Origin of the sequence: Sphingomonas sp. 37zxx (assembly GCF_000786205.1) — a bacterium.
GTDB lineage: Bacteria > Pseudomonadota > Alphaproteobacteria > Sphingomonadales > Sphingomonadaceae > Sphingomonas.
Genome location: NZ_JROH01000010.1, coordinates 87,585 through 113,317, shown reverse-complemented (window position 1 = coordinate 113,317; position 25,733 = coordinate 87,585). Strand labels below are relative to the sequence as shown.

Sequence of the window (25,733 nt, the reverse complement as noted above, 5' to 3'; positions counted from 1 at the left end):
AGGCCTTCACCAAATCAATGCTGGGGGTTACAGACCCTCACCCCGACCCTCTCCCGCCAAGCGGGAGAGGGAGCATAAGGAAAGAGAGCTTAAGTCGATGGCGAAACTGAGTTCGATCAACAAGAACGAGAAGCGGCGCAAGCTGGTCAAGAAGTATGCCCCGAAGTACGCGGCGCTGAAGGCCATTGCGAACGACCGCGATCTTGACGATTCGGAGCGCCTGATGGCGCGCCTGAAGATGGCCGAGCTGCCGCGCAACGGCAACCCGACCCGCATCCGCAACCGGTGCGAGCTGACCGGCCGCCCACGCGGCTATTACCGCAAGTTCCGTCTTGCCCGCGTCATGCTGCGCGATCTGGCCAACAAGGGCCTGATCCCCGGCGTCACGAAGTCGAGCTGGTAAGGACCTGACATGGCTTTGACCGATCCACTGGGTGACATGCTCACCCGCATCCGCAACGGCCAGCGCGCGCGCAAGGACTCTGTCCTGACGCCTGCCTCGAAGTTGCGTGCCCGCGTGCTCGACGTGCTTCAGCGCGAGGGTTATATCCGCGGCTATAGCGAAGAGCAGATGGGCCCTGCGGCCGGCATCCGCATCGAGCTGAAATATTTCGAGGGCCAGCCCGCGATCAAGCATGTCGCGCGCGTTTCGAAGCCCGGTCGCCGGGTCTATTCGGGCTCGCAGGAACTGCCAAAGGTCCGCAACGGCCTTGGCATCACCATCGTATCGACGCCGCGTGGCGTTCTGTCCGACGCCGAAGCGCGTGAACAGAATGTCGGTGGCGAAGTGCTCGCGGAGGTATTCTGATGAGCCGCATCGGCAAGAAGCCGGTCACCGTGCCTGCGGGCGTGACCGCGACGATCGACGGCGAGCAGATCAGCGTCAAAGGCCCCAAGGGCACGCTGACGATGCCGCTGTTCGAAGACATCAAGTATGAGAATGTCGACGGCGGCATTTCGGTGCAGCCCGCCAATGGCACCAAGCGCGCTCGCGCGTTTTGGGGCATGCAGCGGACCATGGTGCAGAACCTGGTTACCGGCGTTACCGACGGCTTCACCAAGAAGCTGATCATCACCGGCGTCGGCTATCGCGCAGCAGCACAGGGCAACAACCTGAAGCTGCAGCTCGGCTACAGCCACGACGTCAACATCGCGGTGCCCGAGGGCATCGAGGTCAAGACGCCTGACGCGACCACGGTCGAGATCAGCGGTACCGACAAGCAGAAGGTTGGCCAATTGGCCGCCGAAATCCGTCGCTGGCGCAAGCCCGAGCCTTACAAGGGCAAGGGCATCAAGTACGATGGCGAGTTCATCTTCCGCAAGGAAGGGAAGAAGAAGTAATGACCAAGGGCATGTCTCTCTTCGAGAAGCGGCGCCGCCGCAACCGTACCGCGCTTCGGGCGCGTGGCGGTGGTCGGCCGCGTCTGTCGGTCCATCGTTCGGGCCAGCATATCTATGCGCAGGTAATCGACGACGTCGCCGGCCGCACGCTGGCCATGGCATCGAGCCTCGACAAGGACTTCCGCGACAGCGCGAAGGCCAATGTCGAGACCGCAGCCGATGTCGGCAAGCGCCTGGCCGAGGCGGCGAAGGCCGCCGGCGTCACCCAGGTCGTCTTCGATCGCGGCGGCTTCCTGTATCATGGTCGCGTAAAGGCGCTGGCGGAAGCCGCGCGTGAAGGCGGATTGGAGTTCTAATATGGCGGACGAGAACAACCAGACCGGCGCTCCGGCAGCCGCTGCCGCTCCTGCTCAGGATGCACCTTCGCGCGGTCCGCGCGGCGGTCGTGGTCGTGGCGGCCCTGGCGGCGGCCCCGGCGGTAACAACAACCGTGGTGGCGGTCGCGACAATCGCGGCGGCAACCGTCGCGACAATCGCGGCGGCAGCGACGATGGCGGCGAAGAGCTGATCGAGAAGCTGGTCCACATCAACCGCGTTTCGAAGACGGTGAAGGGCGGCAAGCGCTTCGGCTTTGCAGCGCTCGTCGTCGTCGGCGATGGCAAGGGCCGCGTTGGCTTTGGTCATGGCAAGGCGCGCGAAGTGCCCGAGGCGATTTCAAAGGCGACTGCCGCTGCCAAGAAGGCGATGATCCGCGTGCCGTTGCGCGATGGTCGCACGCTGCATCATGACGGCGTCGGTCACTTCGGTGCGGGCCTGGTGTATCTGCGTTCGGCACCTGCAGGTACCGGCATCATCGCAGGCGGTCCGATGCGCGCCGTGTTCGAGGCGCTTGGCGTCGCGGACGTGGTGACCAAGTCGACCGGCACGTCGAACCCGTACAACATGATCCGCGCAACCTTCGAGTCGCTGGGTGAGCAAACCTCGCCCAAGAGCGTCGCGCAGCGTCGCGGCAAGAAGATCGCCGACCTGCTCGGCCGTGGTGGTTCACAAACCGCCGAGGCCGATGCCGCAGCGGTCGTGGAGTAAGCGACATGGCCAAGGTTAAGATCACCCAGACGGGTTCGCCCATCCGCCGCGACCCGAGCCAGCGTGCAACGCTGATCGGGCTGGGGCTGAACAAGATGCACAAGACGGTCGAGCTGGACGACACCCCCGAGGTGCGCGGCATGATCCGTAAGGTGCATCACATGTTGTCGGTCGAGGAATAATTCCTCCGCTGCCAGTGACAGAATGAGGGAAGGGGGCTATCGGCCCCCTTCCTGTTTTTACCCAAATGTCTTTAGCGCGACAAAAGCGAAAGCGAGTGCAACACATGAAACTCAATGACATCCGCGATAACAAGGGCGCTCGTAAGGAGCGCGTGCGCGTTGGCCGTGGTATCGGTTCGGGCCTGGGCAAGACCGCAGGTCGCGGCCAAAAGGGTGCCAAGGCACGCTCGGGCGTTGCGATCAACGGCTTCGAGGGTGGCCAGATGCCGCTCCACATGCGCTTGCCAAAGCGCGGGTTCAACAACCCGTTCGCCAAGGACTATGCCGAGATCAACCTGGGCATGATCCAGAAGGCGATCGACGCGGGCAAGATCGAAGCGGGTGCGACGATCGACCAGGCGCTGTTGACCGCGACCGGGCTGACGCGCGGCGGCAAGGACGGCGTCCGCCTCCTGGCCAAGGGCGATTTCTCGGCCAAGATGTCGTTCGTCGTTGCCGGTGCTTCAAAGGGTGCCAAGGCAGCCGTCGAAAAGGCGGGCGGTTCGGTGCAGGTGATCGAGCTGGTCTCGCCCGGCGAGAAGGCTGCCGCCAAGAAGGGCAAGGTTCGCCTCGAGCGGATCGCCGATAAGGAAGCCAAGAAGGCCGCCGCCAAGAAGGCGTAGCCTTCTGTCTCCCCTCCCGCTTGCGGGAGGGGGCGGGGGAGGGGCTATCTGCTCGAGCGCTTCGGTTGCTCGCGGACAGGCTCTCCCTCAACCCCTTCTTACCGTACGGGAGGGGATTTTGCGCGGCAGCTTTGGCCGGTCGGGTTAGACAACGCGCCCCAACCGCCTATATGCACTCGCGACATGGGCGAAAGTTCCGCCCGCTGATTCCCGGGACACACCACATATGGCATCCGCAGCCGATCAAATGGCATCCGGCCTGAACCTGTCGAAATTCGGCAAGGCAACCGAGCTCAAGAAGCGGCTCTGGTTCACGCTGGGCGCGCTCATCATCTTCCGGATGCTCAGCTATGTGCCGCTGCCCGGCATCGACCCGACCCAGCTCGACCTACTCGCGCAGCAGACTCAGGGCGGCGTCATGGATTTCTTCAACACCTTCTCGGGCGGTGCGCTCGAGCGGATGTCGATCATCGCGCTTGGCGTGATGCCCTATATCACCGCGTCGATCGTGGTGCAGCTCGCCTCCTCGCTCAGCCCCACGCTGGCGGCGGTCAAGAAGGAAGGCGAGAGCGGGCGCAAGAAGCTCAACCAGTACACGCGCTACGGCACCGTCGGCCTTACCGCCGTGCAGGGCTATTTCATCGCGGTCGGCCTTGAGGCATTCGGTGCCACGCAAGGCGCGCAGGCGGTGGTCGAGCCCGGCATGTTGTTCCGCATCAGCGCGGTCATTTCGCTGATCGGCGGTACGATGTTCCTGATGTGGCTGGGTGAGCAGATCACCAGTCGCGGCATCGGCAACGGTATTTCGCTGATCATCATGGCAGGCATCGTCGCGCATCTGCCGACCACCTTGGTGCAGTTGTTCGAGGGCGGTCGCACCGGCACGATGGATCCGGTTCGCCTGCTGGGGATTCTGATCGCGGTCGTCGGGCTGATCCTGCTGATCTGTTTCATGGAACGGGCACAGCGCCGAATCCTGATCCAGTATCCCAAGCGACAGACCGCGCGCGGCGTGCAGGCCGAGCGCAGCCATTTGCCGCTCAAGATCAACACCGCCGGCGTCATCCCGCCGATCTTCGCATCGTCGCTGCTATTGATGCCGCTGACCGTCAGCCAGTTTGCCGGCCAGAATGTTGCCGCCAATGGCGATGGCGGGTTCATGAACGACGTGGTGATCGGGCTGAATCAGTATCTGACGCATGGCAGCCCGGTGTACATGCTGCTGTACGGGCTTGGCATCGTGTTCTTCTCGTTCTTCTATACCTCTGTGGTGTTCAACCCAGAAGAAACGGCGGACAATCTGAAGCGCTATGGCGGGTTCATTCCGGGCATTCGTCCGGGCAAGAGCACCGAGGCGTATTTCGATTATGTGCTGACCCGCATCACCGTGATCGGGGCGGCTTATCTGACCTTCATCTGCCTTGTGCCCGAATATCTGGTGTCGGCGCTCAGCATCCCCTTCTACCTTGGTGGTACTAGCCTTCTCATCGTGGTCAACGTAACCATGGACACGGTTACGCAGATCCAGTCGCACTTGCTGGCGCACCAGTATGGCGACCTGATCAAGAAGGCGAAGCTCAAGGGCGGTCGGGCGCGCTGAACCGCGCCTGACGATCGAATAGGGGAAGAAGCTTGAATATCATCCTGCTGGGACCGCCGGGCGCGGGCAAGGGCACCCAGGCGAGCCGGCTAGAGCGCGACCACGGCATGGTCCAGCTATCGACCGGCGACATGCTGCGCGCGGCGGTGAAGGCGGGCACGCCGGTTGGGCTAGAGGCGAAGGCGGTGATGGATTCGGGCGGGCTGGTGTCCGACGCGATCGTGTCGGGGATCATCGGCGAGCGCCTGGACGAGCTGGCTGCCGACACTGGCGTGATCTTCGACGGCTATCCGCGCACGGCCGCACAGGCCGAAGCGCTCGATACGCTGCTGGCCGAGCGGAACCGCGAACTTCATTATGTGATCGAACTGGTGGTCGACGAGGATGCGCTGGTCGAGCGTATCACCGGGCGTTTCACCTGCGGCAATTGCGGTGCCGGCTATCACGATGTGTTCAAGCCGACGGCAGTCTCCGGGGTTTGTGACGTGTGCGGTGCCACCGATTTCAAGCGCCGCCCCGACGACAATGCCGACACCGTTCGCACCCGCATGGGTGAATACCGCGCCAAGACCGCGCCGATCCTGCCGATCTACGACGCACGCGGCCTGGTGACCCGAATCGACGGCATGGCCGATATCGCGCATGTGACGGCGGCGATCGAGGATGTGCTGCGCAGGTAGGGGCAGGCCCGTTCGGCCCGTTGTCGATCGGCCCGACGAATGATATTGTGGCCGTTATGGGCCAAGAGCATTTCCCTGTTTCCGAACCGACTTTGCATAAGTTGACGGTGGAGGAATTCGTTTCGCTCGATGCAGCTGGCTTTTTTCTGGGCAAGGGCCGGTTCGAACTGATCGAGGGGGAAATCTATCAGATGAGCCCGCTGCACCGCCCGCATGGCCGGGTGATCATCGAAATCGGATCACAATTTCATCGGGCGGTTGAGGCCGCTGCACTCGATCTGGAAGTGCTGTCGCCGGTGTCGATGCGGCTTGGGCCGCATAGCCTCCCCGAGCCCGACTTGCTGGTCGCCGCACCCGATCCGGATGATCAGTTCGTCGAACTGGGGTTTGCCCGGCTTGCCATCGAAGTCGCCGATTCATCTTTGCGACACGATTTCACGCGAAAGGTGCCGCTGTATGCGCGGCATGGCGTTCCGGAATTGTGGATTGTCGACCTGAAGGCGCGAGTGATCCACCAAATGACCGACCCTGGTGCTGAAGCCTATTCCACCGTCGAGGTTCACCCGTTCGGCGGGCGCGTTGCATCGAAATTGGTTCCGCAAATCGCACTTGACAGTGCCCGGCTCGCTTGACAGCCGCCGACTCGCAGCGTAACTGCCTGTCCTTCCGAAGCACCGGTCACTCCGGCGGCGCGTTTACGCGACCGTCGGTGTCGTTCGTTTCGGTATTAACGCTACGAGATGGGCGCGTGCTGCCATGCCGTGCCCGTGGAGCTGGGAGAATATAGTTCATGGCTCGTATTGCGGGTGTCAACATCCCGACCAACAAGCGCGTCGTCATCGCGCTGCAGTATATCCACGGCATCGGCCCCGCAAAGGCCAAGCAGATCACCGAGGCATTGAGCATCGTTCCCGAACGCCGGGTACAGGACCTCACCGACAGTGAAGTGCTGCAGATCCGCGAGACGATCGACGCCACCCACACGGTGGAAGGTGATCTTCGTCGCCAGACCGCGATGAACATCAAGCGTCTGATGGATCTGGCCTGCTATCGTGGGCTTCGTCATCGCAAGGGCCTGCCGGTCCGCGGCCAGCGCACGCATACCAATGCGCGCACCCGCAAGGGCAAGTCGAAGGCGATCGCCGGCAAGAAGAAGTAAGCTTGAAGCCGCGGCGGGATCGTCGCGGCTCGCTTACGCTATTCAGGATATCAGGACAGTAAAATGGCACGTGAACCGCAGCGCCTTCGTCGGCGCGAACGCAAGAACATTTCCTCGGGCGTCGCGCATGTGAACGCCAGCTTCAACAACACGATGATCACCATCACCGACGCGCAGGGCAACACGATCTCGTGGTCGTCGGCCGGCACGATGGGCTTCAAGGGTAGCCGCAAGTCGACTCCCTATGCCGCCCAGGTCGCTGCCGAAGATGCAGGCAAGAAGGCTGCCGAGCACGGCGTCCGCACCCTCGAAGTCGAAGTAAAGGGGCCGGGTTCGGGCCGCGAGTCGGCGCTTCGCGCGCTGCAGGCGGTCGGTTTCCAGATCACGTCGATCCGCGACGTGACCTCGATCCCGCACAACGGCGTTCGTCCTTCGAAGCGCCGCCGCGTCTAATTCGATTATGCGTGGGCGGGCGGCTTCGCAGCATTGCGAGCCGCGTGCCCACGCGGCTTTTCGGCGGGAGAGTCCCATTCCCGCCCAACCCAGGGGAAGCCTGTGTCTGTCAATGCAAAGAACTGGCAGGAGCTGAAGAAGCCCAGCGGTCTCGAAAAGAAGGCCGGTGGCGATACCAAGCGCAAGGCGACCTTCATCGCCGAACCGCTCGAGCGGGGCTTTGGCCTGACGCTCGGCAATGCGCTGCGCCGCGTGTTGCTGTCGTCGCTGCAGGGTGCTGCGGTCACCTCGATCAAGATCGAGAACGTGCTGCACGAATTCTCGTCGCTGGCGGGAGTCCGCGAGGACGTCACCGACATCGTCCTGAACGTCAAGCAGCTGGCGATCCGCATGCAGGGCGAAGGCCCCAAGCGGCTCCAGCTGTCGGCGACCGGTCCCGCGACCGTCACTGCCGGTGACATCGCCGTTTCGGGCGACATCGAAGTGATGAACCCCAAGCTGGTGCTGTGCCACCTCGATGAAGGCGCGACGCTCAACATGGAGCTGACCGCCGATGTCGGGAAGGGCTATGTGCCTGCCGCTGCCAACCGTCCGGCCGACGCACCGATCGGGCTGATCCCCATCGACGCGCTGTATTCGCCGGTTCGCCAGGTCAGCTACAAGGTCGAGAATACCCGCGTCGGGCAGGAACTCGATTACGACAAGCTGACGCTGACGATCGAGACCGATGGCACCGTGACCCCTGACGATGCAGTGGCCTATGCCGGTCGCATTCTTCAGGACCAGCTGTCGCTGTTCGTCCACTTCGACGATTCGGCGATGACCCGCAGCGCGCCTGTTTCGGCGGGCCTGCCGGTTGCCGCTGCCGAAACGCCTGGCGATACCGCGACGATCAACCGTTACCTTCTCAAGAAGGTCGACGAGTTGGAGCTGTCGGTGCGTTCGGCCAATTGCCTCAAGAACGACAACATCATCTATATCGGCGATCTGGTTCAGAAGACCGAAGCCGAGATGCTGCGCACGCCGAATTTCGGCCGCAAGTCGCTCAACGAGATCAAGGAAGTGCTTTCGGGCATGGGGCTTCGCCTGGGGATGGAAATTCCTGGCTGGCCGCCCGAGAACATCGAAGAGATGGCCAAGAAGCTCGAGCAGGAAATCATGGGGTGATTGCAGTCGGATAGCAGTTGCTATCCGGCGGCTCGGCAATCACCTCGGCCGGCGGGCTGCAAGCCCGACCGACGGCGCGGCTTTGCCGCGCCGACCCCTCCACCGCCTTTCGGCGGTCCCCCTCCCCAAGCAAGCTCGGGGAGGATCGCATAAGGCCCCAGCTTTCGCCGGGGTGACGGATAATTTGGGTGGGCTGCCGTCCCCACCTGGTCTGGGGTCCCGTCGAACGGCCCCTTAACGAACGAAGGAAATATCATGCGTCATCGCGTAGGCGGCCGTAAGCTGCAACGTACCTCGGCACATCGCATCGCGCTGTTCCGCAACATGTCGGCCGCGCTCATCAAGCATGAGCAGATCACCACCACTGTCGCCAAGGCAAAGGAGCTTCGCCCCTATGTCGAGAAGCTGGTGACGCTGGCGAAGAAGGGCGGCCTGTCGAACCGCCGCCTGGCACATGCCCGGCTGCTCGACGATGCCCAGTTGATCAAGCTGTTCGACGTGCTGGCATCGCGCTACGCCGACCGGCCCGGTGGTTATACTCGCATCATCAAGGCCGGCCCGCGCGCTTCGGACGCATCGCCGATGGCGATCATCGAATTCGTCGACCGCGACGTCAGCGCCAAGGGCCAGGATTCGGGTCCGGTGATGTCGGACGACGATTACGGCGACGAGGGCTGATCCCAACATCCTTCGCTTAGGAGGATTTGAGCAGGACTTGCCAGAAAGGCCGTGCCCATTAGGGTGCGGCCTTTCTCGTTTCTGCGGAGATTAGTTCATGCGTCGCGTCTCGCTCGCCCTCTTGCCGCTGCTGTTCGCCGCCCCGACCTATGCCGCTCCCCCCGCACAGGAGAACCGCGCCGCGATGCCAGCCCCGCTCGATTACCCGCAGTCCCGCCGCACCGACGTCGCCGACGAACAGTTCGGCCAGAGGATCGCCGATCCCTATCGCTGGCTCGAGAACGACGTGCGCAACGATGCCGAGGTCGCCAAGTGGGTCGCCGATCAGAACAAGCTGACCGACGCCTATCTCGCGACACTGCCCGGCCGCGACCTGTTTCAGGCGCGGTTGAAGGCGCTGTTCGATTATGAGCGCTTCGGCGTGCCGACCAAGAAGGGCGGCCGCTATTTCTACAGCTATAACTCGGGATTGCAGAACCAGGCGGTGCTGTATGTCCGCGACAGCGTGAACGGGCAGGGGCGGTTGCTGCTCGATCCCAATGGCTGGTCGAAGGACGGCGCGACTGCGCTTGGCGAATGGGAGCCTTCGGAGGACGGCAAGCATCTGCTGTACAGCGTCCAGGACGGTGGTTCTGACTGGCGGACGGTGCAGGTGCTCGACGTGGCAACCGGCAAGCCGATGGCCGACAAGGTCGAATGGGTGAAGTTCTCGACGCTGGTCTGGGCCAAGGACGGATCGGGCTTCTTTTACTCGCGCTTCCCCGCGCCCGCCGCCGACCAGCAGTTCCAGGCGCTGAACGAGAATCAGGCGGTATATTTCCACAAGCTCGGCACCGCACAGGCCGTCGATCCGCTGATCTATGCCACCCCCGAGACCCCCAAGCGCAGCCATACGGTGCAGCTCACCGACGATGGCCGCTATCTGGTGGTCACCACCACCGAAGGCACCGACAATCGCTACGAAGTGACGCTGATTGATTTGCAGGATGCCAAGCGGACCCCGCGCAAACTGGTGAAGGGGCTTGAGAATGAATGGAGCCTCGCGGGCAACCGGGGCACGACCTTCTATTGGTCGACCAACAAGGGCGCGCCGCGATCGAAGATCGTGACGATGGACGTCAGCGCCGCGACGCCGACCGCGCGTGACCTGATCGCCGAGGATGCGGCGGTGCTGCAGGGCGCGAACATCGTCGGCGGGATGCTGATCACCAGCTATCTGGTCGACGCCAAGACCGAGGTGCGTCGCTATGCGCTGGGTGGCAAGATGGTGGGCAAGGTCGATCTGCCGGGCATCGGCACCGCGGGCGGCTTCGGCGGCGATCAGGGCGATCCCGAGACCTTCTTCGTCTTCACCAGCTTCGCAACGCCCAGCACCATTTATCGCTATGACGTGAAAACCGGCCAGGCGAGCCCCTGGGCCAGCCCCAAGGTGGCGTTCGACCCGGCGAACTATGTCGTCGAACAGCGTTTTTACGCATCGAAGGACGGCACCAAGGTTCCGATGTTCGTGGTGAAGCGCAAGGACGTTACCGGCCCGGCACCGACCTTGCTCTATGCTTATGGCGGCTTCAACGTGCCGGTGCTGCCGGGCTTTTCGGCGTCGCGCGTTGCGTGGATGGAGCAGGGCGGGGTGCTCGCGGTCGCCAACATTCGCGGCGGCGGCGAATATGGCAAGACCTGGCACGACGGCGGTCGCCTGGCGAACAAGCAGAATGTGTTCGACGATTTCATCGGCGCGGGCGAATATCTGATCGCGCAAGGCATCACCTGCAAGAGCCAGTTGGCGATCCAGGGTGGGTCGAATGGCGGGCTGCTGGTGGGTGCGGTGGTCAATCAGCGCCCCGATCTGTTCGCCGCCGCGCTGCCGGCGGTAGGGGTGATGGACATGCTGCGCTTCGATCGCTTCACCGCCGGGCGCTATTGGGTCGATGATTATGGCTATCCGTCGAAGGAAGCCGATTTCAAGGTGCTGCGCGCCTATTCGCCCTATCACAATGTCGCGGCCGGCAAGACCTATCCGGCGATCCTGGCGACCACCGCCGACACCGACGATCGCGTGGTGCCCGGCCACACCTTCAAATACACCGCAATGCTCCAGGCGAGCGACATCGGCCCCAAGCCGCACCTCGCCCGCATCGAAACCCGCGCGGGCCACGGATCAGGCAAGCCGACCGACAAGATCATCGAGGAAACCGCCGATCTTTGGGCGTTCGCGGCGAAATGGACCGGGTTGGAGGTTAAGCCGATTCGGTAGGGAAGGAGGTTGCGCTGGAAACGGCGCAACTTCGCTTCGGCCATAGTAGGGCAGGCGGGTTTGCGTCTGGTGCCACGCAAGGCCGCCTGACCCCGGCGGCGACAACCACCTTTCCCAACCCCGCCGGCCTCGCTATGCGCTTGTCATGCAGACGCCTTCGCAATCCATCCTGATCGTCGACTTCGGTAGCCAGGTCACCCAGCTCATTGCCCGCCGCGTGCGCGAAGCGGGGGTGTATTCCGAGATCGCACCGTTCACCACTGCCGCTGAAGCCTTTGCGCGGATGCAGCCGGCGGGTGTCATTCTGTCGGGCAGCCCGGCGTCGGTGCTCGACGCCGAAAGCCCGCGCGTGCCGCAGGCGATCTTCGACAGCGGGCTGCCGGTGCTGGGCATCTGCTATGGCCAGCAGGTGATGATGGAGCAGCTTGGCGGCACGGTAACGCTGGGCGAATCGGGCGAGTTCGGGCGCGCCTTTATCGAGATCGCTGATAGTTGCGCGTTGTTCGACGGCATGTGGGCAGAGGGTGAAACGCACCAGGTGTGGATGAGCCATGGTGACAAGGTGACGCAGCTGGCACCGGGCTTTCGCCCCGTCGCCGCGAGCGCGGGCGCACCTTACGCCGTGATCGCCGATGATTCGCGCCGCTATTACGCGATGCAGTTCCACCCCGAGGTGGTTCACACCCCCGATGGCGGCAAGCTGATCGCCAATTTTGCCCGCCATGTCTGTGGCCTGGCGGGTGACTGGACGATGGCCGAATTCCGCGACGCCAAGATCGCCGAAATCCGCGAGCAGGTCGGCAGCGGGCGAGTCATTTGCGGCCTGTCGGGCGGCGTCGACTCAGCCGTGGCGGCGGTGCTGATCCACGAGGCGATTGGCGAGCAGCTCACCTGCGTGTTCGTCGATCACGGGCTGATGCGCGCCAGCGAGGCCGATCAGGTCGTCAGCCTGTTCCGCAACCATTACAATATCCCGCTGGTGCATGTGAACGCCGAGACGCTGTTCCTGAGCGGGCTGGCGGGAGTTACCGATCCCGAGGCGAAGCGCAAGTTCATCGGCAAGACCTTCATCGACGTGTTCGAGGCCGAGGCCAAGAAGGTCGGCGGTGCCGAATTCCTGGCGCAGGGCACGCTCTATCCCGACGTGATCGAAAGCGTCAGCTTCACCGGCGGGCCTTCGGTGACGATCAAGAGCCACCACAATGTCGGCGGCCTGCCGGCGCGGATGAACATGAAGCTGGTCGAGCCGCTTCGCGAATTGTTCAAGGATGAGGTGCGCGCCTTGGGCCGCGAACTGGGGCTGCCCGACATCTTCGTCGGCCGCCATCCGTTCCCGGGGCCGGGCCTGGCGATCCGAATTCCGGGCGAAGTCACCAAGGAACGCTGCGACATCCTGCGCAAGGCCGATGCGGTGTATCTGGAGGAAATCCGTAACGCTGGGCTGTACGATGCGATTTGGCAGGCGTTTGCGGTGCTGCTGCCGGTACGCAGCGTCGGGGTGATGGGCGACGGGCGCACCTATGACAATGTGCTGGCATTGCGCGCGGTAACCTCGACCGATGGGATGACCGCCGAAGCCTTCAGCTTCCCCGGCGACTTCCTGCCGCGCGTCGCGACACGGATCATCAACGAGGTTCGCGGCATCAACCGGGTGACCTATGACTATACGTCGAAGCCGCCGGGCACGATCGAATGGGAATGATTTTGGCCTATCCGAGGCTATCCGAAACTACGCTAGAATACGACATAACTAACTGATAACAAACAAAGATATAGGCGGTCCCTATCGGCTGCTATCGGGGGGCAGAGTTCGACTCTGACGTGCTGGCTGACGGTACACGGACCTATTGCCCAACCCGGATTTTGAAAGTACCGTCAGAGTCAGAGTGGCTCTTGACGGTATTTTTATTCACCCAAGCCATTGGAAATAGACAGTTTTCCAGAGTCTTGGGTGACCAAAATGCCATGACGGTACTTTTGGAAGGAGGCGTGGGATGTTGACGGACGTTGCCATCAAGGCTTTGAAACCAAAGGATAAACCTTACAAGGTGGCAGACCGTGACGGGATGTACGTCCATGTCACGCCAACCGGCGGTCTCTCGTTTCGACTGGATTATCGGCTGAACGGGCGTCGAGAGACTGTACACCTTGGGAAATATGGCCCCGCCGGCTTATCTCTCGCCCGGGCGCGGGAGAAGTGCATCGACGCCAAGCGCGCCGTTGACGAAGGCATCTCTCCGGCGATCGAAAAGCAACGCGAAAAGCGGCGCCTGAAGGAGGCCAAAAGCTTCGGTGAGTTCGGAGAAAAGTGGCTCACTGCCGCTCCCATGGCCGACAGCACGCGCGCGATGCGTCGCTCGATCTTTGAACGCGAACTGCTCCCGGCATGGCGCAGTCGGCTCCTCACCGAGATCAGGCCGGACGATCTTCGAGCGCATTGCGCCGCGATCGTCGATCGCGGCGCACCTGCGACGGCCATCCACGTGCGGGACATTCTCAAGCAGATCTATGGATTTGCCATCCTGCACGGCGAGAAGGTCACCAATCCGGCCGACGAGGTCGGCCCGTCTTCGATCGCCACGTTCGTCCCGAAGGACCGCTCGCTTTCGCCCACTGAGATTCGAGTAATGCTCAAGCAGCTTGAGCATATCGCGACCTTGCCGACGATCCGACTTGGGATGCGGCTGTATCTGTTGACGATGGTACGCAAGAGCGAGCTTCAGGACGCGATCTGGGGCGAAATTGATTTTGAGAATGCTGTTTGGACGATCCCAAAAGAGCGAATGAAGCGCACGAAGGCGCACAATGTCTATCTGTCGCGCCAGGTTCTCGACATCATGATCGCGCTCAAGACCTGCGCCGGGAATTCAAGATACCTGCTGCCGTCCCGGTATGATGCGGACGCGCCGATGTCCCGCGCGACCTTCAACCGCGTGACCTATTCCGTCGTCGAACGGGCAAAGCATGAGGGTCTGCCGCTTGAGCCCTTTACGATTCACGATCTCCGTCGAACTGGATCGACCCTGCTCAACGAGCTTGGCTTCAACAGTGACTGGATCGAAAAATGCCTGGCTCACGAAGACGGCCGCTCATCGCGAGGGGTTTATAACAAGGCTGAATACGAAGTGCAGCGACGTCACATGATGCAGGAGTGGTCGGACATCATCGACGCCTGGGTTGCCGGGCGAAAGCACGTTCCCCTGCTCATTCCGTCGGCGATGCCCCTCTTGGCGCCGGATCCCGCCCTCTAACGGGCCGGGTGCGGCGTTGCTTGACGTCAGGATGTTGTGCGCGGGGTATGGGCGTCGCTCGACGCGATGCCAACCAGGCTTCGACTTCGGCCAAGTCCCAAACCACGCATCTGGGTGAAAGGGCGAAGCGCCGCGGAAACTCGCCGCGCTGTTCCATTTCGTAGATCGTACTTTCTGCCAGCGGCACGATCTCACGCAATTGGTGCCTCCGGATAGTGCGTTTGATCGGTGTATCACCCGGGCGAGGCATCTCGATTCTCCTCAGCGTTCAAAGCAGAAGAGGATTGAAGGCAATAGTTCTCGAAAGACGGAAGGCCTTAAATCACTTCGTAGGCTAGTAGAGGGCCATGGCGTAGAGATAGGACGGTTTAGAGGTCGGCTCGGCCTCTACCGCAAGGCTGCTTGATCGAGGCGACAGCCCGTGAGCGTGGGTGGCTAGATGTTTGATCCCAGGTTTTGATGGTGCATTGTTTTCGCAGGCAGCGAGGGATGCGCTATGGGCCAGATTCTTCACGGGAGCGCCACTACGACAGAGGCAGTCCGTCGAGCGATACAGCATAGTCAAGAGAGCCTGAGGACGCTGGCCAAGCGGCACGGGATCAACCCGAAGACGGTTGCGAAGTGGAGGAAGCGGAGCTCGGTCGCCGACCAGCGGACGGGGCCGAAGGATCCACGTTCGACCGTGCTGACGGTCGAGGAAGAGGCCGTGGTCGTCGCTTTCCGGCGGCACACGCTTCTGCCGCTCGACGACTGCCTCTACGCTCTGCAGGCAACCATCCCGCATCTGACGCGCTCGTCCCTGCATCGCTGCCTGCAGCGACATGGCATCGGCCGGTTGCCTGATGTCGACGGAGAGAAGGCCAACAAAAAGAAGTTCAAGTCCTACCCGATCGGCTTCTTCCACATCGACATCGCCGAAGTGCAGACAGCCGAAGGCAGGCTCTATCTGCTGGTGGCCATCGATCGCACCTCAAAGTTCGCCTTCGTCGAGCTGCACAAGAAGGCGACCCGTCGCGTCGCCGGCGACTTCCTGCGCCACCTCGCCGAGGCGGTTCCCTACAAGGTCAACATCGTGCTGACGGACAACGGCACGCACTTCACCGAGCCAACAGGCGACGGCTGGACACCAGAGGACATCAAGGCGATGCGGGCCGAGGGCGTGCTCTTCCGCTGTCATTCCTTCGAGGCGGCCTGCGCCGATCTCGACATCGAGCATCGTCTGACCAAGCCCGCGCACCCCTGGACGAATGGGCAGGTGGAGAGAATGAACCGGACGATCAAGGACGCGACCGTCCGGCGCTACCACTATGACGATCACGCCCAGCTCGAGCGGCACCTCACCGACTTCATCGCAGCCTACAATTACGGCCGCCGGCTCAAGACGCTGAAGGGCCTCACACCCTACGAGTTCATCTGCAAACGTTGGGCTGCCGAACCGCACCGGTTCAGAGCCAACCCGCTCCACCAGATGCCGGGACTAAACATCTAGCACCGCCGCGCTCTCGCGGAGCAGCGCGCGGCGGCCGAATCTCCATCGTCGTAAGCCTGCTGCACTGACGCCATGACGTCACGCAAGCCTATCTCACGCTACACCCGCACCCAATCCGGCCGAGTCATGCGGATTGCCTCGACAGACGCGCCGGGCGGGAGCGTCGTCCGCTGCCGCTGCCGCTGCAGCAATGCCGCGATACTCTGGGGCTGGCCGACCTCAGCGAACCCCCAGGCGCCGAAGGTGCGTACGTTGAAGACCTGGCGCGACATCAACGGGTTGGTCAGCGCCTGGGTGAAAGCGTCCAGCGCCACCATCCGACCGATCAGTGGTGGCATGGGCGTGTTCGAGCTCACATCCTCCGCAAAAAGCCCGACGTAGAAGTCCAGCCGGTCAGGCGAGCCATAGATCTCCCGGAGCGCCCGCAGGCGCTCGGGATCGGCGGTCATCTGCTCGAAACGCCGGACCCGCGGCATTCCCATGGCGGCGCGGTAATCGTTGTAACGGGCGACGCGGTTCGCCTGTCCCTGCGCGATCGCCCGTGCCTCGACGTCCAAAAGGAACTGTGGGGTGTTGAACAGGCCGAGCGCGCCGACCCTCTGTTCTGCGGCCCACACTAGAGCCCGCGCCATTCCCACCCGCGTAAGCCAGGTGTTGTCGAGCAGCATCGCATCCGCCGGTACGGCCCGCCCCTCCCAGCCGATGCTTTCAGGGATCATGGAGTGCCAGCGGTAGAGCAGGGCGAACTCCACAGTCATCCAATTCGGCCGGTTCCAGGACGCCGTCCAGGCGGCGGAGGGATCGGCGGCGAGACGCGGGATCGCCGAGGAGATGTGATTGATGTACTCCTCGATAACGATTCGGATGTAGATCACGATTAGGCAGTTGCGAGCGGTCTGGAAGATGCGCTCGTCGTCCCAGCATTGGTTCTCAGCCTCGATGCCGGCAGCGAGGCGGTTGTGCTCGCGCAGCAGCAGCGTGTTCAGCATGGCGACCAGCGGTGTCGCATTGGCGCGATCGCCGCCGACGGCAAAAATCTGCCTGGCGGCACCGTCGTCGCCCGGCTTGAGGCCGAGCGGCGGGTCGAGGATCGGCCGGCCTTCAGCGTCTAGGTAGCGGCCGCGGAGCGTCTTCCCATCGGCCTCGAACAGGAAGGGCGGGTACTCCTCGCCGGCCAGTTCCTGACTGTCGAGTCGACCGCGTCGGCCGGGGCTCTCGTCCCGCGTCCGCAGTACCTGGGTCTGCGCCCAGGTCCGGCCGTAGAGGGGCGAGAGATCGATGTCGTGGTTGCTGGTGGTGCGCTGACGGTCCGCCATGTCAGTGCGGAGGAAGCCGTCGGTGAGGTACTGCGCGAAGACGGGGAACAGTAGCGTGGACTTGGGACATTCCCGCATCCCGCCTTCGGCACGGCGGAACAGCGCGACCGCTTGCGCTGCCGTGGGAATGTCGGGCGGCGGATCAGCGGTTGGAAGATGCCGTGCGTAGAAGCTCCGGTCGGTCAGCGAGCGCCAGGAGGTGTAGTCGGAGACGGTGGCGAAGGGGTGCGGCCGCGGCGGGCCAACCGTGGCGGCGGCGTTGATCAGGGCCCGGTTCAGCAGACGCTGCAGCGGCGGCACCGCAGCGATGGCGCGCCACAACGGCGCCATATGCTGCAGGGCCCAGGCGCGGAGTCGAATCCACAGGCCGTCGGCGCTGGTGTCGCGGCCGGACGTGCGGGCGGGGGCTTCCAGCATGGTGGGGTGTCCCTCGTGCTCAGGCTGCGGCTGCGGCGGGTGGGTCCCACACGAGGCCAAGATGCTCGGGGAAGGGCCCGCCCGCGAAGTCGATCCGCCCCGCCGCGCCCTCGGCGAGGCGGATGCCCGGCAGGCGCATGACCTGTCGCACCGCCTCAGGGATGATGACCAGCCCGACGTGCTTACCGAGGCACTCATGGTGTCCGATGCCGAAGTGGAGATAGGCGCTGGCGGGGCGGGTGGCGTCGAAGTGCTCAGGCGCGGGGAAAAGGCCGGGATCGAACATCGCCGAGGCGGTGCATGCGGCAACCGGCGTGCCGGCAGCAACGGGCGTCGCGTAGTGCGTGCCGGCGCCGATCAATGCATCGCGCGCGGCAACGCGCAGTTGCAACCCGGTGATCGGATTGAAGCGCAGCGCCTCGAAGACAATGGCGTCGAAGCGCCCCGGATCGGCATCGCCGGCGGCGGTGATCGCCGCCTCGCGCACCTCCGGCCGCAGCAGGATCTGCTCGGTTGCCTGGGCGATGGCCTGGGCGGTCGTCTCGATGGCGCCGACCAGTAGGCCGCAGATGTTGCTCAGCACCCGGTCGGGCGGCATCGCCAGGTCGGCGTGACGCGACAAGCGCAATAGCCGTGCGACCGGTGTGTCGTCATCGGGCGGCGCCGCCCAGTGTCGCGCGAGGAAGGGCCAGAGCCAGGCCTGCATCTGCTGCCCCGCGGCGATCCCAGCGGCTAGCACCGCGGGGTCGGCCCCGAGATTTCGAAACATCGCGTGCTGCGTGGCAAAGGACCAGCGCAGCATGGCGGTGTCCGGGGCGGTGAAGCCGAAGCCGCGCTGCACCACCCGCAGCGGTACCAGTCGGGCGATGCGACCGACAAGGTCGATCGTGCCTGCTGCCCCACCGAGTTCCGCGGCCGTCGTCTCTGCTGCGATGCCGTGTAACCGCGGCAGATCGTCAATCCGCAGCACTGCCCGCATCACGCCCTTCTCGTGCCAGTTTAGCGCCGTTTCGTCGCGCGCGAGCATGAAGGGTCCGACCGCTGGGTCCATCGCCGGAACATTGGCCGCGACGGTGTAGAGGCTCGGCTGCGCGAGTACATCGAGCACGTCGGTCGCCCGCGTGACCATGGTGAAGACAGGGTTGGGAAAGACCGGGCGGGTGGAGCGAAGCTCGGTGAAGAGGCCGCGCCAGTCGGTGCGCAGCCACCGCACTACCAAGGCGGCGCGGGCGCGTGGGTCGTCGGCAGGCAGCGCATCGTACTCGGCAAGAAAGGACATGGGTCGCCTTCCAGACCTCGGATCAGTTCCAATCACATTGAGCCTCGCCAAGTCGCGACGCAAGACTATTGTTGCGCACTCAGAGCCCGATTGAAAAGTAGTTGAGCGATATCAGCAGGTTGTGATTCCCGTTTGTTGCTGAATCAAATGGGGTTTCCAATGACCTGGACCGATATCGCTCGTGCTGAGCATAACCGTGACCGCCTGCGGTTTCCAAGTGATCTGACCGACCGCGAGTGGGCTGTGCGGGCGGCCGCCTTCCTGAGGAGGGCCTTCATCTTCGAGAAGGCCAGCTCGATCGGGTTGAAGTCGGGGCTGTATGGCGGCAGGAAGAGCACGACGGCCCCTGCGGCCTCGATGGCCTCGCGGATGGCGGCCGGCTTGTGGGCCGGCAGATTGTCGAGGACGACGACGTCGCCGGGGCTGAGGGTCGGGACCAGGACCTGCTCGATCCCCGCCTTCGCGGGGACAGGCTCCGGCGAGGAAGGCGGCGCCGGTCATCGCGCCGTCGATGGTCATCGGTGCGACGATGCCGCCGAGCGTGAGGCCACCGACGAACGTCGTCGTCTTCCAGTGCCCGTGCGGAACGGGCGCCCGGCAGCGCTCGCCTCTGGCCGCGCGGCCGTAGCGGCGGGCCATCTTGGTGGACATGCCGCTTTCGTCGATGAAGACGAGGCGTTCGGGATCGAGGTCCGGCTGGCCGTCGAACCAGGCGTGTCGCCGGCGCGCTACGTCCGGCCGGTCCTGCTCGGCGGCGTGGGCCGTCTTTTTTTGCGCGTCACGCCGCCGCGCTTGAAGAAGTCGTGCATGTTTGATCCCGGGCTTTGATGGTGCAGTCTTTTCGCAGGAGTGGAAGGAGGCACTATGGGCCAGGTTCTTCACGGGAGCGCCACGACGACAGAGGCGGTCCTTGTAAAGGTTGTTGACCTCGTTCTTGTTGATGGCTCCAACGGTCACCACCATGATCTGGATGTTCGGACTGGTCGCAAGGTTTGTCGCCGCTGGGCAAGGGCTGGCGCTGGCCGAGGCCGGGCTGGAAAGCCGACGACCCTGAGCGGTCCGCCGGTATGGCGACGCTCTATGGAGAGAATATTTTTCGATCGTTGGAACTCTCTTATCGCAAATACGTCTTATTCGCATAGCCGCGACGGTTCGCCGGCCGGCGAGGATAGATCATCCCGAAATGGCCACAGATTCGGCACATACACTTTGAGGCTCTCACGGGCATTTTGTTCCCGCCATCAGGAGACAACGGCTGAACTGATCGTGGGCCGACAAGAAGGAGGCCGGATCACTGGCGGCGCCCCTTGAATTGAAGCATCTGCGTTACGCCGTTGCCGCCGCTCATCACCGCAGCTTTCGCCGCGCGGCTGACGCGCTTGGCGTAAAGCAATCGACGCTCAGCCGCTGCATTCGCCAGATGGAGGACAGTCTGGGTGTCGCGGTGTTCGAGCGGTCGAGCGGCGGCGTGCGGCTCACCGCGGCCGGCGACGAAATACTGCGTACCTCCCGGCATTTGGTCGAAGAGCTTGACCACATGATGGCGACGGCCAAGGCCGCCGGGCGTGGTGAGGAAGGCCGGCTGGCCATCGGCTTCTATACCTCGCTCTCGGCGGGGAACTTGCGCGCCAGTTTGATGGAACACGCGCGACGGTTTTCGCAGGTGGAGATCCGCACGGTCGAGGGAGCGCGGGCGTGCCTATTTGCGGGTCTGGAGCGTGGCACACTCGACATCGCCATCGTCACCGGGGAGCCGACCGCCCGCGAAGGGAAGTCCATGACCTTGTGGAGCGAGCGGATCATGGTCGCGCTGCCCGAGGGCCATCCACTGGCAGCGAACGAGATCGTCTATTGGACCGATCTCAGGGGCGAGACCTTCCTGCTGAGCCAGCGCGATCCGGGTCCGGAGATCCAGGATATCCTGTTGGCAAAGCTCGCTTCGCCCGGCGACCGGCCCAAGGTGGTCAGCCACGACATCACTCGTGAAAACATCAAGAGCCTGGTGGGCGCGGGCTTCGGCGTCAGCCTGATGTGCGAGGCCTGCGTCGGCGCCAACTACACCGGCGTCGTCTATCGCGAAGCGCGGGACGGCAATGGTCCGACCCGGATCAGCTACGCCGCCTATTGGCAGAGCGACAACGACAATCCGGCGCTGGCGCACTTCCTCAAGCTGTTGGAGGAACGCTATCCCTTGCCGTCCAACGGCGGCTGACGGACCCGCCGCGCTTTCGCGAAGGCGCGGTCGGTCGTCATGAACCGCTCGACCATCGGGGCGATCAGCTTGGCCGGTTCGCCAACAGGCTGACCAGTCTCCCGGCCGAGAACCTCGGCATAGGCGATGAGATCGCGATGGACGGCGGCGGGAAGTTCGACGGTGAGCTTCACCGGCCTGTCGTCGGCGATGACGCCGAGCTTCAGCTTTGCCATGGATCAACCTCCATAGGGTTCGAGCACGAGATCGCGGGTGACGATCACGCGGACGGGAAAGCCTGGCCGGATGGTAAGCGTCGGCTGGATGGAAAGCTGGCGGCGAACAATCTGCTGACCAGCATCGTTGATCGTGTCCTGGGCTCCGTCGCGGATGGCGCTGACCAAGCGGTCGCTGTCGTCGGTGGCCAGCTCCGCGCCGACGCCGAGCAGGGTCGAGAGCGCGGCCGCCTTGGCGAGATCCCACAAATGATAGTCGACGCCGTCTTCAAGTCCGGCATAGCCTTCGGAGTCCGCGCCTGGCTGGCGCTCGAGGACGATGGATTTGCCGTTCGGCAGGATGAGGCGGTTCCAGACCAGCAACACCCTCCGTTGACCGAAGCCGACGCCGTTATCGTACTGGCCGACAAGTCGCGTTCCCTGCGGGATAAGAAGGAGACGTCCGGTGGGGCTGTCATAGACGTTTTCGGTCACCTGCGCGGTGATCTGGCCTGGCAGGTCGGAGCGGATGCCGGTGATGAGAGCGGCCGGGATCACGGCACCCGCCTGCACGACATAGGGCGAAGGCGGCGCGGCGATCCGATCGGGAGCGACCGTGCGGCGATCGACCGGAGCGTTGATGAAAGCGAGCTGGCGATCCTGGGCGGTCGGCGTCGCTGGCTGCGGCGCCAGGCCGAGGCTCCCGAGGTTGGGAATGGCGGCCGGCGTGGCAGCAGGGGTTGTGGCTGGGGCCGATGGGCTCGTCCGCGTCTCGGTGCTGGCGAACAGCCGGCTGACCCTGGCCGCCTCGATCTCCTGAAGCCGCCGCTGTTCTTCGGCGCTGACACCAGGAACGGGCTGTGGTCCGGCGGCGGGAACCGGCTGGCCGCGGTCCTGCGCGCTGACGATCGGTCGGCCGAGATCGCCCGGCAGCGGGGGACCAAGCCGGGGAACGCCGGCATAGTCACGCGGAAGCCCCTGCAGGCCGTCGGCCGTGGTGCGGTTCTCCGTGCTGAACAGCTCGGTGGGTGCGTTATCGTGCCGTCCCTGCAGAGCGAAGATCAGCGCGCCGCCAACCCCGACGCCGGCGATGACGCCGAGGCCGGCCAGCACCTTACGCGACAGGCGGGTGACGCGCGGGGCCTCGGCCCGGAGCCGCATCGGGGCCTCGTTTCCGCCGCTGGACCCGCTCCCGGTCAGCGGCCTTTCGTCTTCATTCTGTTCGTCGCTCACGACGCCGGCCTCCCATCGGTGCGGACGATGCGAACGCGCTGCTGGCGATCACCCGAGCCGAAGCGAAGTTCGGCGGCGGCAAAGAGCCGGTCGACGACGATGTGGTTGCCGCGCACCCGGTAGTTCACCAGTTCTGAGGTGCTGCCTTCCGGTCCGATCACGAACAGCGGCGGCATCTCGCCCTGGCCGATGCCGCGCGGAAACCCGATGAAGACCTGCCGCCCGTCGTCGAAGGCGCGCAGCGGACGCCATGGCGGGTTGTCGCCCTCGATCGCATAACGGAAGTTCAACGCGGAAAGATCGACGCCGCTCGCGATCGGAGCTGCGGCTTGCGCGGCGGCGTTCTGGCGACGCAGCGCGATGAGCTGGTCCTGCGGATACTGCCAGGACACGGACGCCATGTAGGTGGAGGCCGTCGAGCGCAGCTCCATGTGATAGGTGCGGCGGTCGGTGTTGATGACGAGATTGGTGGTGAGGTCCGCCCGCGTGGGTTTCACCAGGATGTGGATCTGCCGAGTGGCTCCCGCCCCGCTCTCGGTATCGCCGATGATCCAGCGCACCGTGTCGCCGGCGGCGACCGGGCCGGAGCCGACAAGCAGCTCGCCCGGCTGAAGGGCGATATCGGTGATCTGCCCCGGCGCCGTATAGACCTGATAGAGCGCGCCCTGCGTGAAGGGATAGACCTGAACGGCGTTGATGAAGCCGTCGCGCACCGGCTGGACCCGCGCGGCGGCGTTGGCCTGGTTGACCCGCACGGCAGGATCGCGCGCTTCCGGGGTTTGGGTGGACGGTTCCACCGGCTTCAACTGCCCGGGCAGAGGCAACGGCCTCGGCAGTTCCACGATCTGTACAGGCGCAGGCGGATCGGTCTGCAGAACGGCCGGCTGCGGATCGTCATAGCTGATCTGCGGCGGCTTGTTGGTGGCGCAGGCGGAAAGCGCAATGGCGGAAACCAGCAGAATCGGAAGTCCGGGTTTACGGAAAGCCGCAAAGGCGGGATTCAGCGGAGCCGGAATGACGGCTCTCCTTGAATACGGATGCGGTGCGTTCATTGGCCCAGCTCCTTCGACCAGTTGATGGCGTTGACGAAGACGCCGAGGGGGTTCTTGCGCAGACGCTCCGCGTCACGCGGTTGTTGGATGGTGACGGTGAGAATGGCGGTCCAGCGCTCGGTTCCGGCGATCTGCCCGTTCTCGTAGCGGCGTTCGATCCAGGCGACGCGGAAGCTGTCGGGCGACGCGCGGATGACGCTCGACACCTCGACGGCGACCTGTACCTTGCCGACCTTGGTGAAGGGGTCGTTGGAGCGGGCATAGTCGTTGAGCGCGAGCGCGCCGCGATCGGTGGTGAAGTCGTAAGCGCGCAGCCAGTTCTGCCGCACGATGATGGGATCGGCCGGAATGGAGCGAACCTGCTCGATGAAGCGGGCCAGATGCCAGGCGACTTGAGGATCGGTGGGCCGATAGTCGGCCTGCGCCGGAGCGACGGCCTGCGCCTCGCCGATGCGATCGACCTGCACCACCCACGGCACGATCGTCCCGCGGGCGGACTGCCAGACCAGGCCGGAAGCAAGCCCCGCCGAGAGAAGCAGCGAGCCGAAGGCCATCAGCCGCCAGTTCTTGGCCTGAATGCGGGCCGAGCCGATGCGATCGTCCCAGACCTGGGCGGCCTTCTGATAGGGGGTCTCGGGCTCGGGCGTCTTGCCGTAGCGGACAGAGGGGCGTTTGAACATCAGCGGTCACTTTCGGCGAGATTGACGGAAGCCCCGCCGCCATGGCTGTCGCCGGAGCGGACGGCATGGGCGGCGGCGGTGGCGCCGTGGTTGATGGTCTGGGAGCGCCTCATGCGCTGCGCCCAGGCGGGCGGAGCGGATGCGGCTGTCATGGATGAGGCAGGGGCGGATGCGCCATCGCCGCTCGCGCCGCCGGTGAAAGCGCCGCCTGTGGCCTCGACGGCGCCCCTGGCTCCGCCGCGATAGCTGTCCCTCATGGATTCAGCCGCCTTGGTCGCGGCCCTCTTCAAGGGCTGGACAGCAGCGCCGGCGCCGGCCTTGGCGACCCCGCCGAGTCCGGCGGCGACACCAGCCGCGCCGCGTTGTCCGGCCGAGGCGATGCCATATGAGGTGGAGGCTCCGCCCGCGAGAGCGGCGCCGCCGCGCGCTGCGCCGGCCAGCGCTCCGCCCGCCGCACCCGCTGCCATTCCCATTCCGGCAGCACCCGCGGCGACCACGCCACCGGCGGCAAGGCCGGTTCCGATCGCCGCGCCGGCGCCGAGTTGCGGTCCGCCGGAGATCAGACCATTGGCGATGCCGGGACCGAAGATGCCGAGGCCGAGCAGCGACAACGCCGCCAGCACGATCGCCATGGCGTCCTCGATCGTCGGTTGTGCGCCGCCGAAACCGGCGGTGAACTCGGCGAACAGGGTCGAGCCGATGCCGATGATGACGGCGAGCACCAGCACCTTGACGCCGGAGGAGACAACATTGCCAAGCACCCGCTCGGCGAGGAAGGCGGTCTTGCCGAAGAGGCCGAAGGGGATCAGCACGAAGCCGGCGAGCGTGGTCAGCTTGAACTCGATCAGGGTGACGAAGAGTTGGATGGCGAGGATGAAGAAGGCGAGCAGCACCATCACCCACGCGAAGAGCAGGACGACGATCTGAAGGAAATTCTCGAAGAATCCGATGTAGCCCATGAGGCCGGACATGGATTCGAGAATCGGACGCCCGGCATCGAGGCCGACCTGGGCGACGCGGCCCGGGCGGAGGAGATCGGTTGCGCTGAAGCCGGTGCCGCTCGCTTTCAGTCCGAGGCCGGTGAAGCTCTCGAAGACGATGCGGGCGAGATTGTTCCAGTTGCCGATGATGTAAGCGAAGACGCCGATGAACAGCGTCTTCTTGACGAGGCGCGCGAGAATGTCGTCATCGGCGCCCCAAGACCAGAACAGGGCGGCGAGCGTCACGTCGATGACGATCAGCGTGGTGGCGAGAAAGGCGACTTCACCGCCGAGCAGGCCGAACCCGGAATCGATATAGCGGGTGAAGACTTCCAGGAAACGGTCAATGACGCCGGTGCCGCCCATGA

The 25,733-nt window shown here is 64.2% G+C and carries 27 protein-coding genes and 2 pseudogenes; 20 read left to right on the top strand and 9 right to left on the bottom strand.

Annotation, left to right across the window (positions count from 1 at the left end):
* The first annotated feature begins 97 nt into the window (after nucleotides 1-97).
* From rpsN to QU44_RS06670, 17 genes are all read left to right on the top strand, one after another.
* A complete protein-coding gene (rpsN, locus tag QU44_RS06750; protein ID WP_033921104.1) occupies nucleotides 98-403 on the top strand; it encodes a 30S ribosomal protein S14 in 306 nt (101 codons plus the stop codon).
* A gap of 9 nt (nucleotides 404-412) precedes the next feature.
* Nucleotides 413-808 carry a 30S ribosomal protein S8 gene (gene rpsH, locus QU44_RS06745; RefSeq protein WP_033921102.1) on the top strand — a complete coding sequence of 132 codons (396 nt, stop codon included), beginning with the start codon at nucleotides 413-415 and terminating at the stop codon, nucleotides 806-808.
* Nucleotides 808-1,341 (top strand): 50S ribosomal protein L6, encoded by a 534-nt coding sequence (rplF, locus tag QU44_RS06740; RefSeq protein WP_033921101.1) that lies wholly within the window; start codon nucleotides 808-810, stop codon nucleotides 1,339-1,341. Before rpsH ends, rplF begins: the two co-directional genes overlap by 1 nt.
* A complete protein-coding gene (gene rplR, locus QU44_RS06735; RefSeq protein WP_033921100.1) occupies nucleotides 1,341-1,697 on the top strand; it encodes a 50S ribosomal protein L18 in 357 nt (118 codons plus the stop codon). The genes rplF and rplR overlap by 1 nt, the downstream gene beginning before the upstream one ends.
* A 1-nt stretch (nucleotide 1,698) precedes the next feature.
* Nucleotides 1,699-2,427 (top strand): 30S ribosomal protein S5, encoded by a 729-nt coding sequence (gene rpsE, locus QU44_RS17150; protein ID WP_037526460.1) that lies wholly within the window; start codon nucleotides 1,699-1,701, stop codon nucleotides 2,425-2,427.
* 5 nt (nucleotides 2,428-2,432) lie between these two features.
* On the top strand, nucleotides 2,433-2,609 hold the full coding sequence (rpmD, locus tag QU44_RS06725) for a 50S ribosomal protein L30 (protein ID WP_033921099.1): 177 nt from the start codon (nucleotides 2,433-2,435) through the stop codon (nucleotides 2,607-2,609).
* A 104-nt stretch (nucleotides 2,610-2,713) separates the two neighbouring features.
* Entirely contained in the window at nucleotides 2,714-3,271 is a 558-nt protein-coding gene (rplO, locus tag QU44_RS06720; RefSeq protein WP_033921097.1) for a 50S ribosomal protein L15, read from the top strand.
* A gap of 226 nt (nucleotides 3,272-3,497) precedes the next feature.
* A complete protein-coding gene (gene secY / locus QU44_RS06715; RefSeq protein WP_033921096.1) occupies nucleotides 3,498-4,871 on the top strand; it encodes a preprotein translocase subunit SecY in 1,374 nt (457 codons plus the stop codon).
* Between the two features lie 32 nt (nucleotides 4,872-4,903).
* On the top strand, nucleotides 4,904-5,551 hold the full coding sequence (locus tag QU44_RS06710; RefSeq protein ID WP_033921094.1) for an adenylate kinase: 648 nt from the start codon (nucleotides 4,904-4,906) through the stop codon (nucleotides 5,549-5,551).
* Between the two features lie 20 nt (nucleotides 5,552-5,571).
* Nucleotides 5,572-6,183, top strand: coding sequence for a Uma2 family endonuclease (locus QU44_RS06705; protein WP_156141000.1), 612 nt, complete (start codon nucleotides 5,572-5,574; stop codon nucleotides 6,181-6,183).
* A 158-nt stretch (nucleotides 6,184-6,341) separates the two neighbouring features.
* The gene (gene rpsM, locus QU44_RS06700; RefSeq protein ID WP_033921093.1) at nucleotides 6,342-6,710 is read left to right on the top strand and encodes a 30S ribosomal protein S13; all 369 of its coding nucleotides are present in this window, start codon (nucleotides 6,342-6,344) and stop codon (nucleotides 6,708-6,710) included.
* Nucleotides 6,711-6,773: 63 nt separating this feature from the next.
* On the top strand, nucleotides 6,774-7,163 hold the full coding sequence (gene rpsK / locus QU44_RS06695; RefSeq protein WP_033921091.1) for a 30S ribosomal protein S11: 390 nt from the start codon (nucleotides 6,774-6,776) through the stop codon (nucleotides 7,161-7,163).
* 102 nt (nucleotides 7,164-7,265) lie between these two features.
* Nucleotides 7,266-8,330 (top strand): DNA-directed RNA polymerase subunit alpha, encoded by a 1,065-nt coding sequence (locus QU44_RS06690; protein WP_033921090.1) that lies wholly within the window; start codon nucleotides 7,266-7,268, stop codon nucleotides 8,328-8,330.
* A 255-nt stretch (nucleotides 8,331-8,585) separates the two neighbouring features.
* The gene (gene rplQ / locus QU44_RS06685) at nucleotides 8,586-9,008 is read left to right on the top strand and encodes a 50S ribosomal protein L17 (protein WP_033921088.1); all 423 of its coding nucleotides are present in this window, start codon (nucleotides 8,586-8,588) and stop codon (nucleotides 9,006-9,008) included.
* 97 nt (nucleotides 9,009-9,105) lie between these two features.
* Complete coding sequence (locus QU44_RS06680; RefSeq protein ID WP_033921086.1) at nucleotides 9,106-11,262, top strand: prolyl oligopeptidase family serine peptidase; 2,157 nt, start codon at nucleotides 9,106-9,108, stop codon at nucleotides 11,260-11,262.
* A gap of 145 nt (nucleotides 11,263-11,407) precedes the next feature.
* Entirely contained in the window at nucleotides 11,408-12,964 is a 1,557-nt protein-coding gene (gene guaA, locus QU44_RS06675) for a glutamine-hydrolyzing GMP synthase (protein ID WP_033921085.1), read from the top strand.
* Nucleotides 12,965-13,256: 292 nt separating this feature from the next.
* Nucleotides 13,257-14,513 (top strand): tyrosine-type recombinase/integrase, encoded by a 1,257-nt coding sequence (locus QU44_RS06670; protein ID WP_033921083.1) that lies wholly within the window; start codon nucleotides 13,257-13,259, stop codon nucleotides 14,511-14,513.
* Here QU44_RS06670 and QU44_RS17725 read toward each other — a convergent pair.
* A complete protein-coding gene (locus QU44_RS17725; RefSeq protein WP_033921081.1) occupies nucleotides 14,467-14,763 on the bottom strand; it encodes a helix-turn-helix transcriptional regulator in 297 nt (98 codons plus the stop codon). The genes QU44_RS06670 and QU44_RS17725 overlap by 47 nt on opposite strands.
* Nucleotides 14,764-15,009: 246 nt before the next feature.
* On the opposite strand from QU44_RS17725, the gene QU44_RS06660 reads away from it, so the two are divergent.
* On the top strand, nucleotides 15,010-16,002 hold the full coding sequence (locus QU44_RS06660) for an IS481 family transposase (protein ID WP_033921079.1): 993 nt from the start codon (nucleotides 15,010-15,012) through the stop codon (nucleotides 16,000-16,002).
* Nucleotides 16,003-16,100: 98 nt separating this feature from the next.
* On the opposite strand, the gene QU44_RS06655 is transcribed toward QU44_RS06660, so the two are convergent.
* The gene (locus QU44_RS06655) at nucleotides 16,101-17,735 is read right to left on the bottom strand and encodes a peroxidase family protein (RefSeq protein ID WP_052134404.1); all 1,635 of its coding nucleotides are present in this window, start codon (nucleotides 17,733-17,735) and stop codon (nucleotides 16,101-16,103) included.
* Nucleotides 17,736-17,754: 19 nt separating this feature from the next.
* Nucleotides 17,755-19,014 carry a cytochrome P450 gene (locus tag QU44_RS06650; protein ID WP_033921078.1) on the bottom strand — a complete coding sequence of 420 codons (1,260 nt, stop codon included), beginning with the start codon at nucleotides 19,012-19,014 and terminating at the stop codon, nucleotides 17,755-17,757.
* Between the two features lie 159 nt (nucleotides 19,015-19,173).
* On the opposite strand from QU44_RS06650, the pseudogene QU44_RS18180 reads away from it, so the two are divergent.
* Nucleotides 19,174-19,260: pseudogene (locus tag QU44_RS18180) on the top strand (IS5/IS1182 family transposase); the annotation flags it as partial.
* Here QU44_RS18180 and QU44_RS17720 read toward each other — a convergent pair.
* Nucleotides 19,260-19,779: pseudogene (locus QU44_RS17720) on the bottom strand (IS630 family transposase); the annotation flags it as partial. The pseudogenes QU44_RS18180 and QU44_RS17720 overlap by 1 nt on opposite strands.
* Before the next feature lie 547 nt (nucleotides 19,780-20,326).
* On the opposite strand from QU44_RS17720, the gene QU44_RS06640 reads away from it, so the two are divergent.
* The gene (locus tag QU44_RS06640; RefSeq protein WP_197054267.1) at nucleotides 20,327-21,226 is read left to right on the top strand and encodes a LysR family transcriptional regulator; all 900 of its coding nucleotides are present in this window, start codon (nucleotides 20,327-20,329) and stop codon (nucleotides 21,224-21,226) included.
* Here the strand turns inward: QU44_RS06640 and QU44_RS06635 are convergent.
* The 5 genes from QU44_RS06635 to trbL form a co-directional block, all read right to left on the bottom strand.
* A complete protein-coding gene (locus QU44_RS06635; protein WP_033921075.1) occupies nucleotides 21,199-21,441 on the bottom strand; it encodes a DUF2274 domain-containing protein in 243 nt (80 codons plus the stop codon). The genes QU44_RS06640 and QU44_RS06635 overlap by 28 nt on opposite strands.
* A gap of 3 nt (nucleotides 21,442-21,444) precedes the next feature.
* Nucleotides 21,445-22,581: a TrbI/VirB10 family protein gene (locus tag QU44_RS06630; protein ID WP_081987899.1), complete on the bottom strand. Its 1,137-nt coding sequence runs from the start codon at nucleotides 22,579-22,581 to the stop codon at nucleotides 21,445-21,447.
* Between the two features lie 68 nt (nucleotides 22,582-22,649).
* Nucleotides 22,650-23,705, bottom strand: coding sequence for a P-type conjugative transfer protein TrbG (trbG, locus tag QU44_RS06625; protein ID WP_081987891.1), 1,056 nt, complete (start codon nucleotides 23,703-23,705; stop codon nucleotides 22,650-22,652).
* Entirely contained in the window at nucleotides 23,702-24,385 is a 684-nt protein-coding gene (gene trbF / locus QU44_RS06620) for a conjugal transfer protein TrbF (protein ID WP_033921073.1), read from the bottom strand. Before trbF ends, trbG begins: the two co-directional genes overlap by 4 nt.
* The gene (trbL, locus tag QU44_RS06615; protein WP_033921072.1) at nucleotides 24,385-25,731 is read right to left on the bottom strand and encodes a P-type conjugative transfer protein TrbL; all 1,347 of its coding nucleotides are present in this window, start codon (nucleotides 25,729-25,731) and stop codon (nucleotides 24,385-24,387) included. The genes trbF and trbL overlap by 1 nt, the downstream gene beginning before the upstream one ends.
* Between the last annotated feature and the right edge of the window lie 2 nt (nucleotides 25,732-25,733).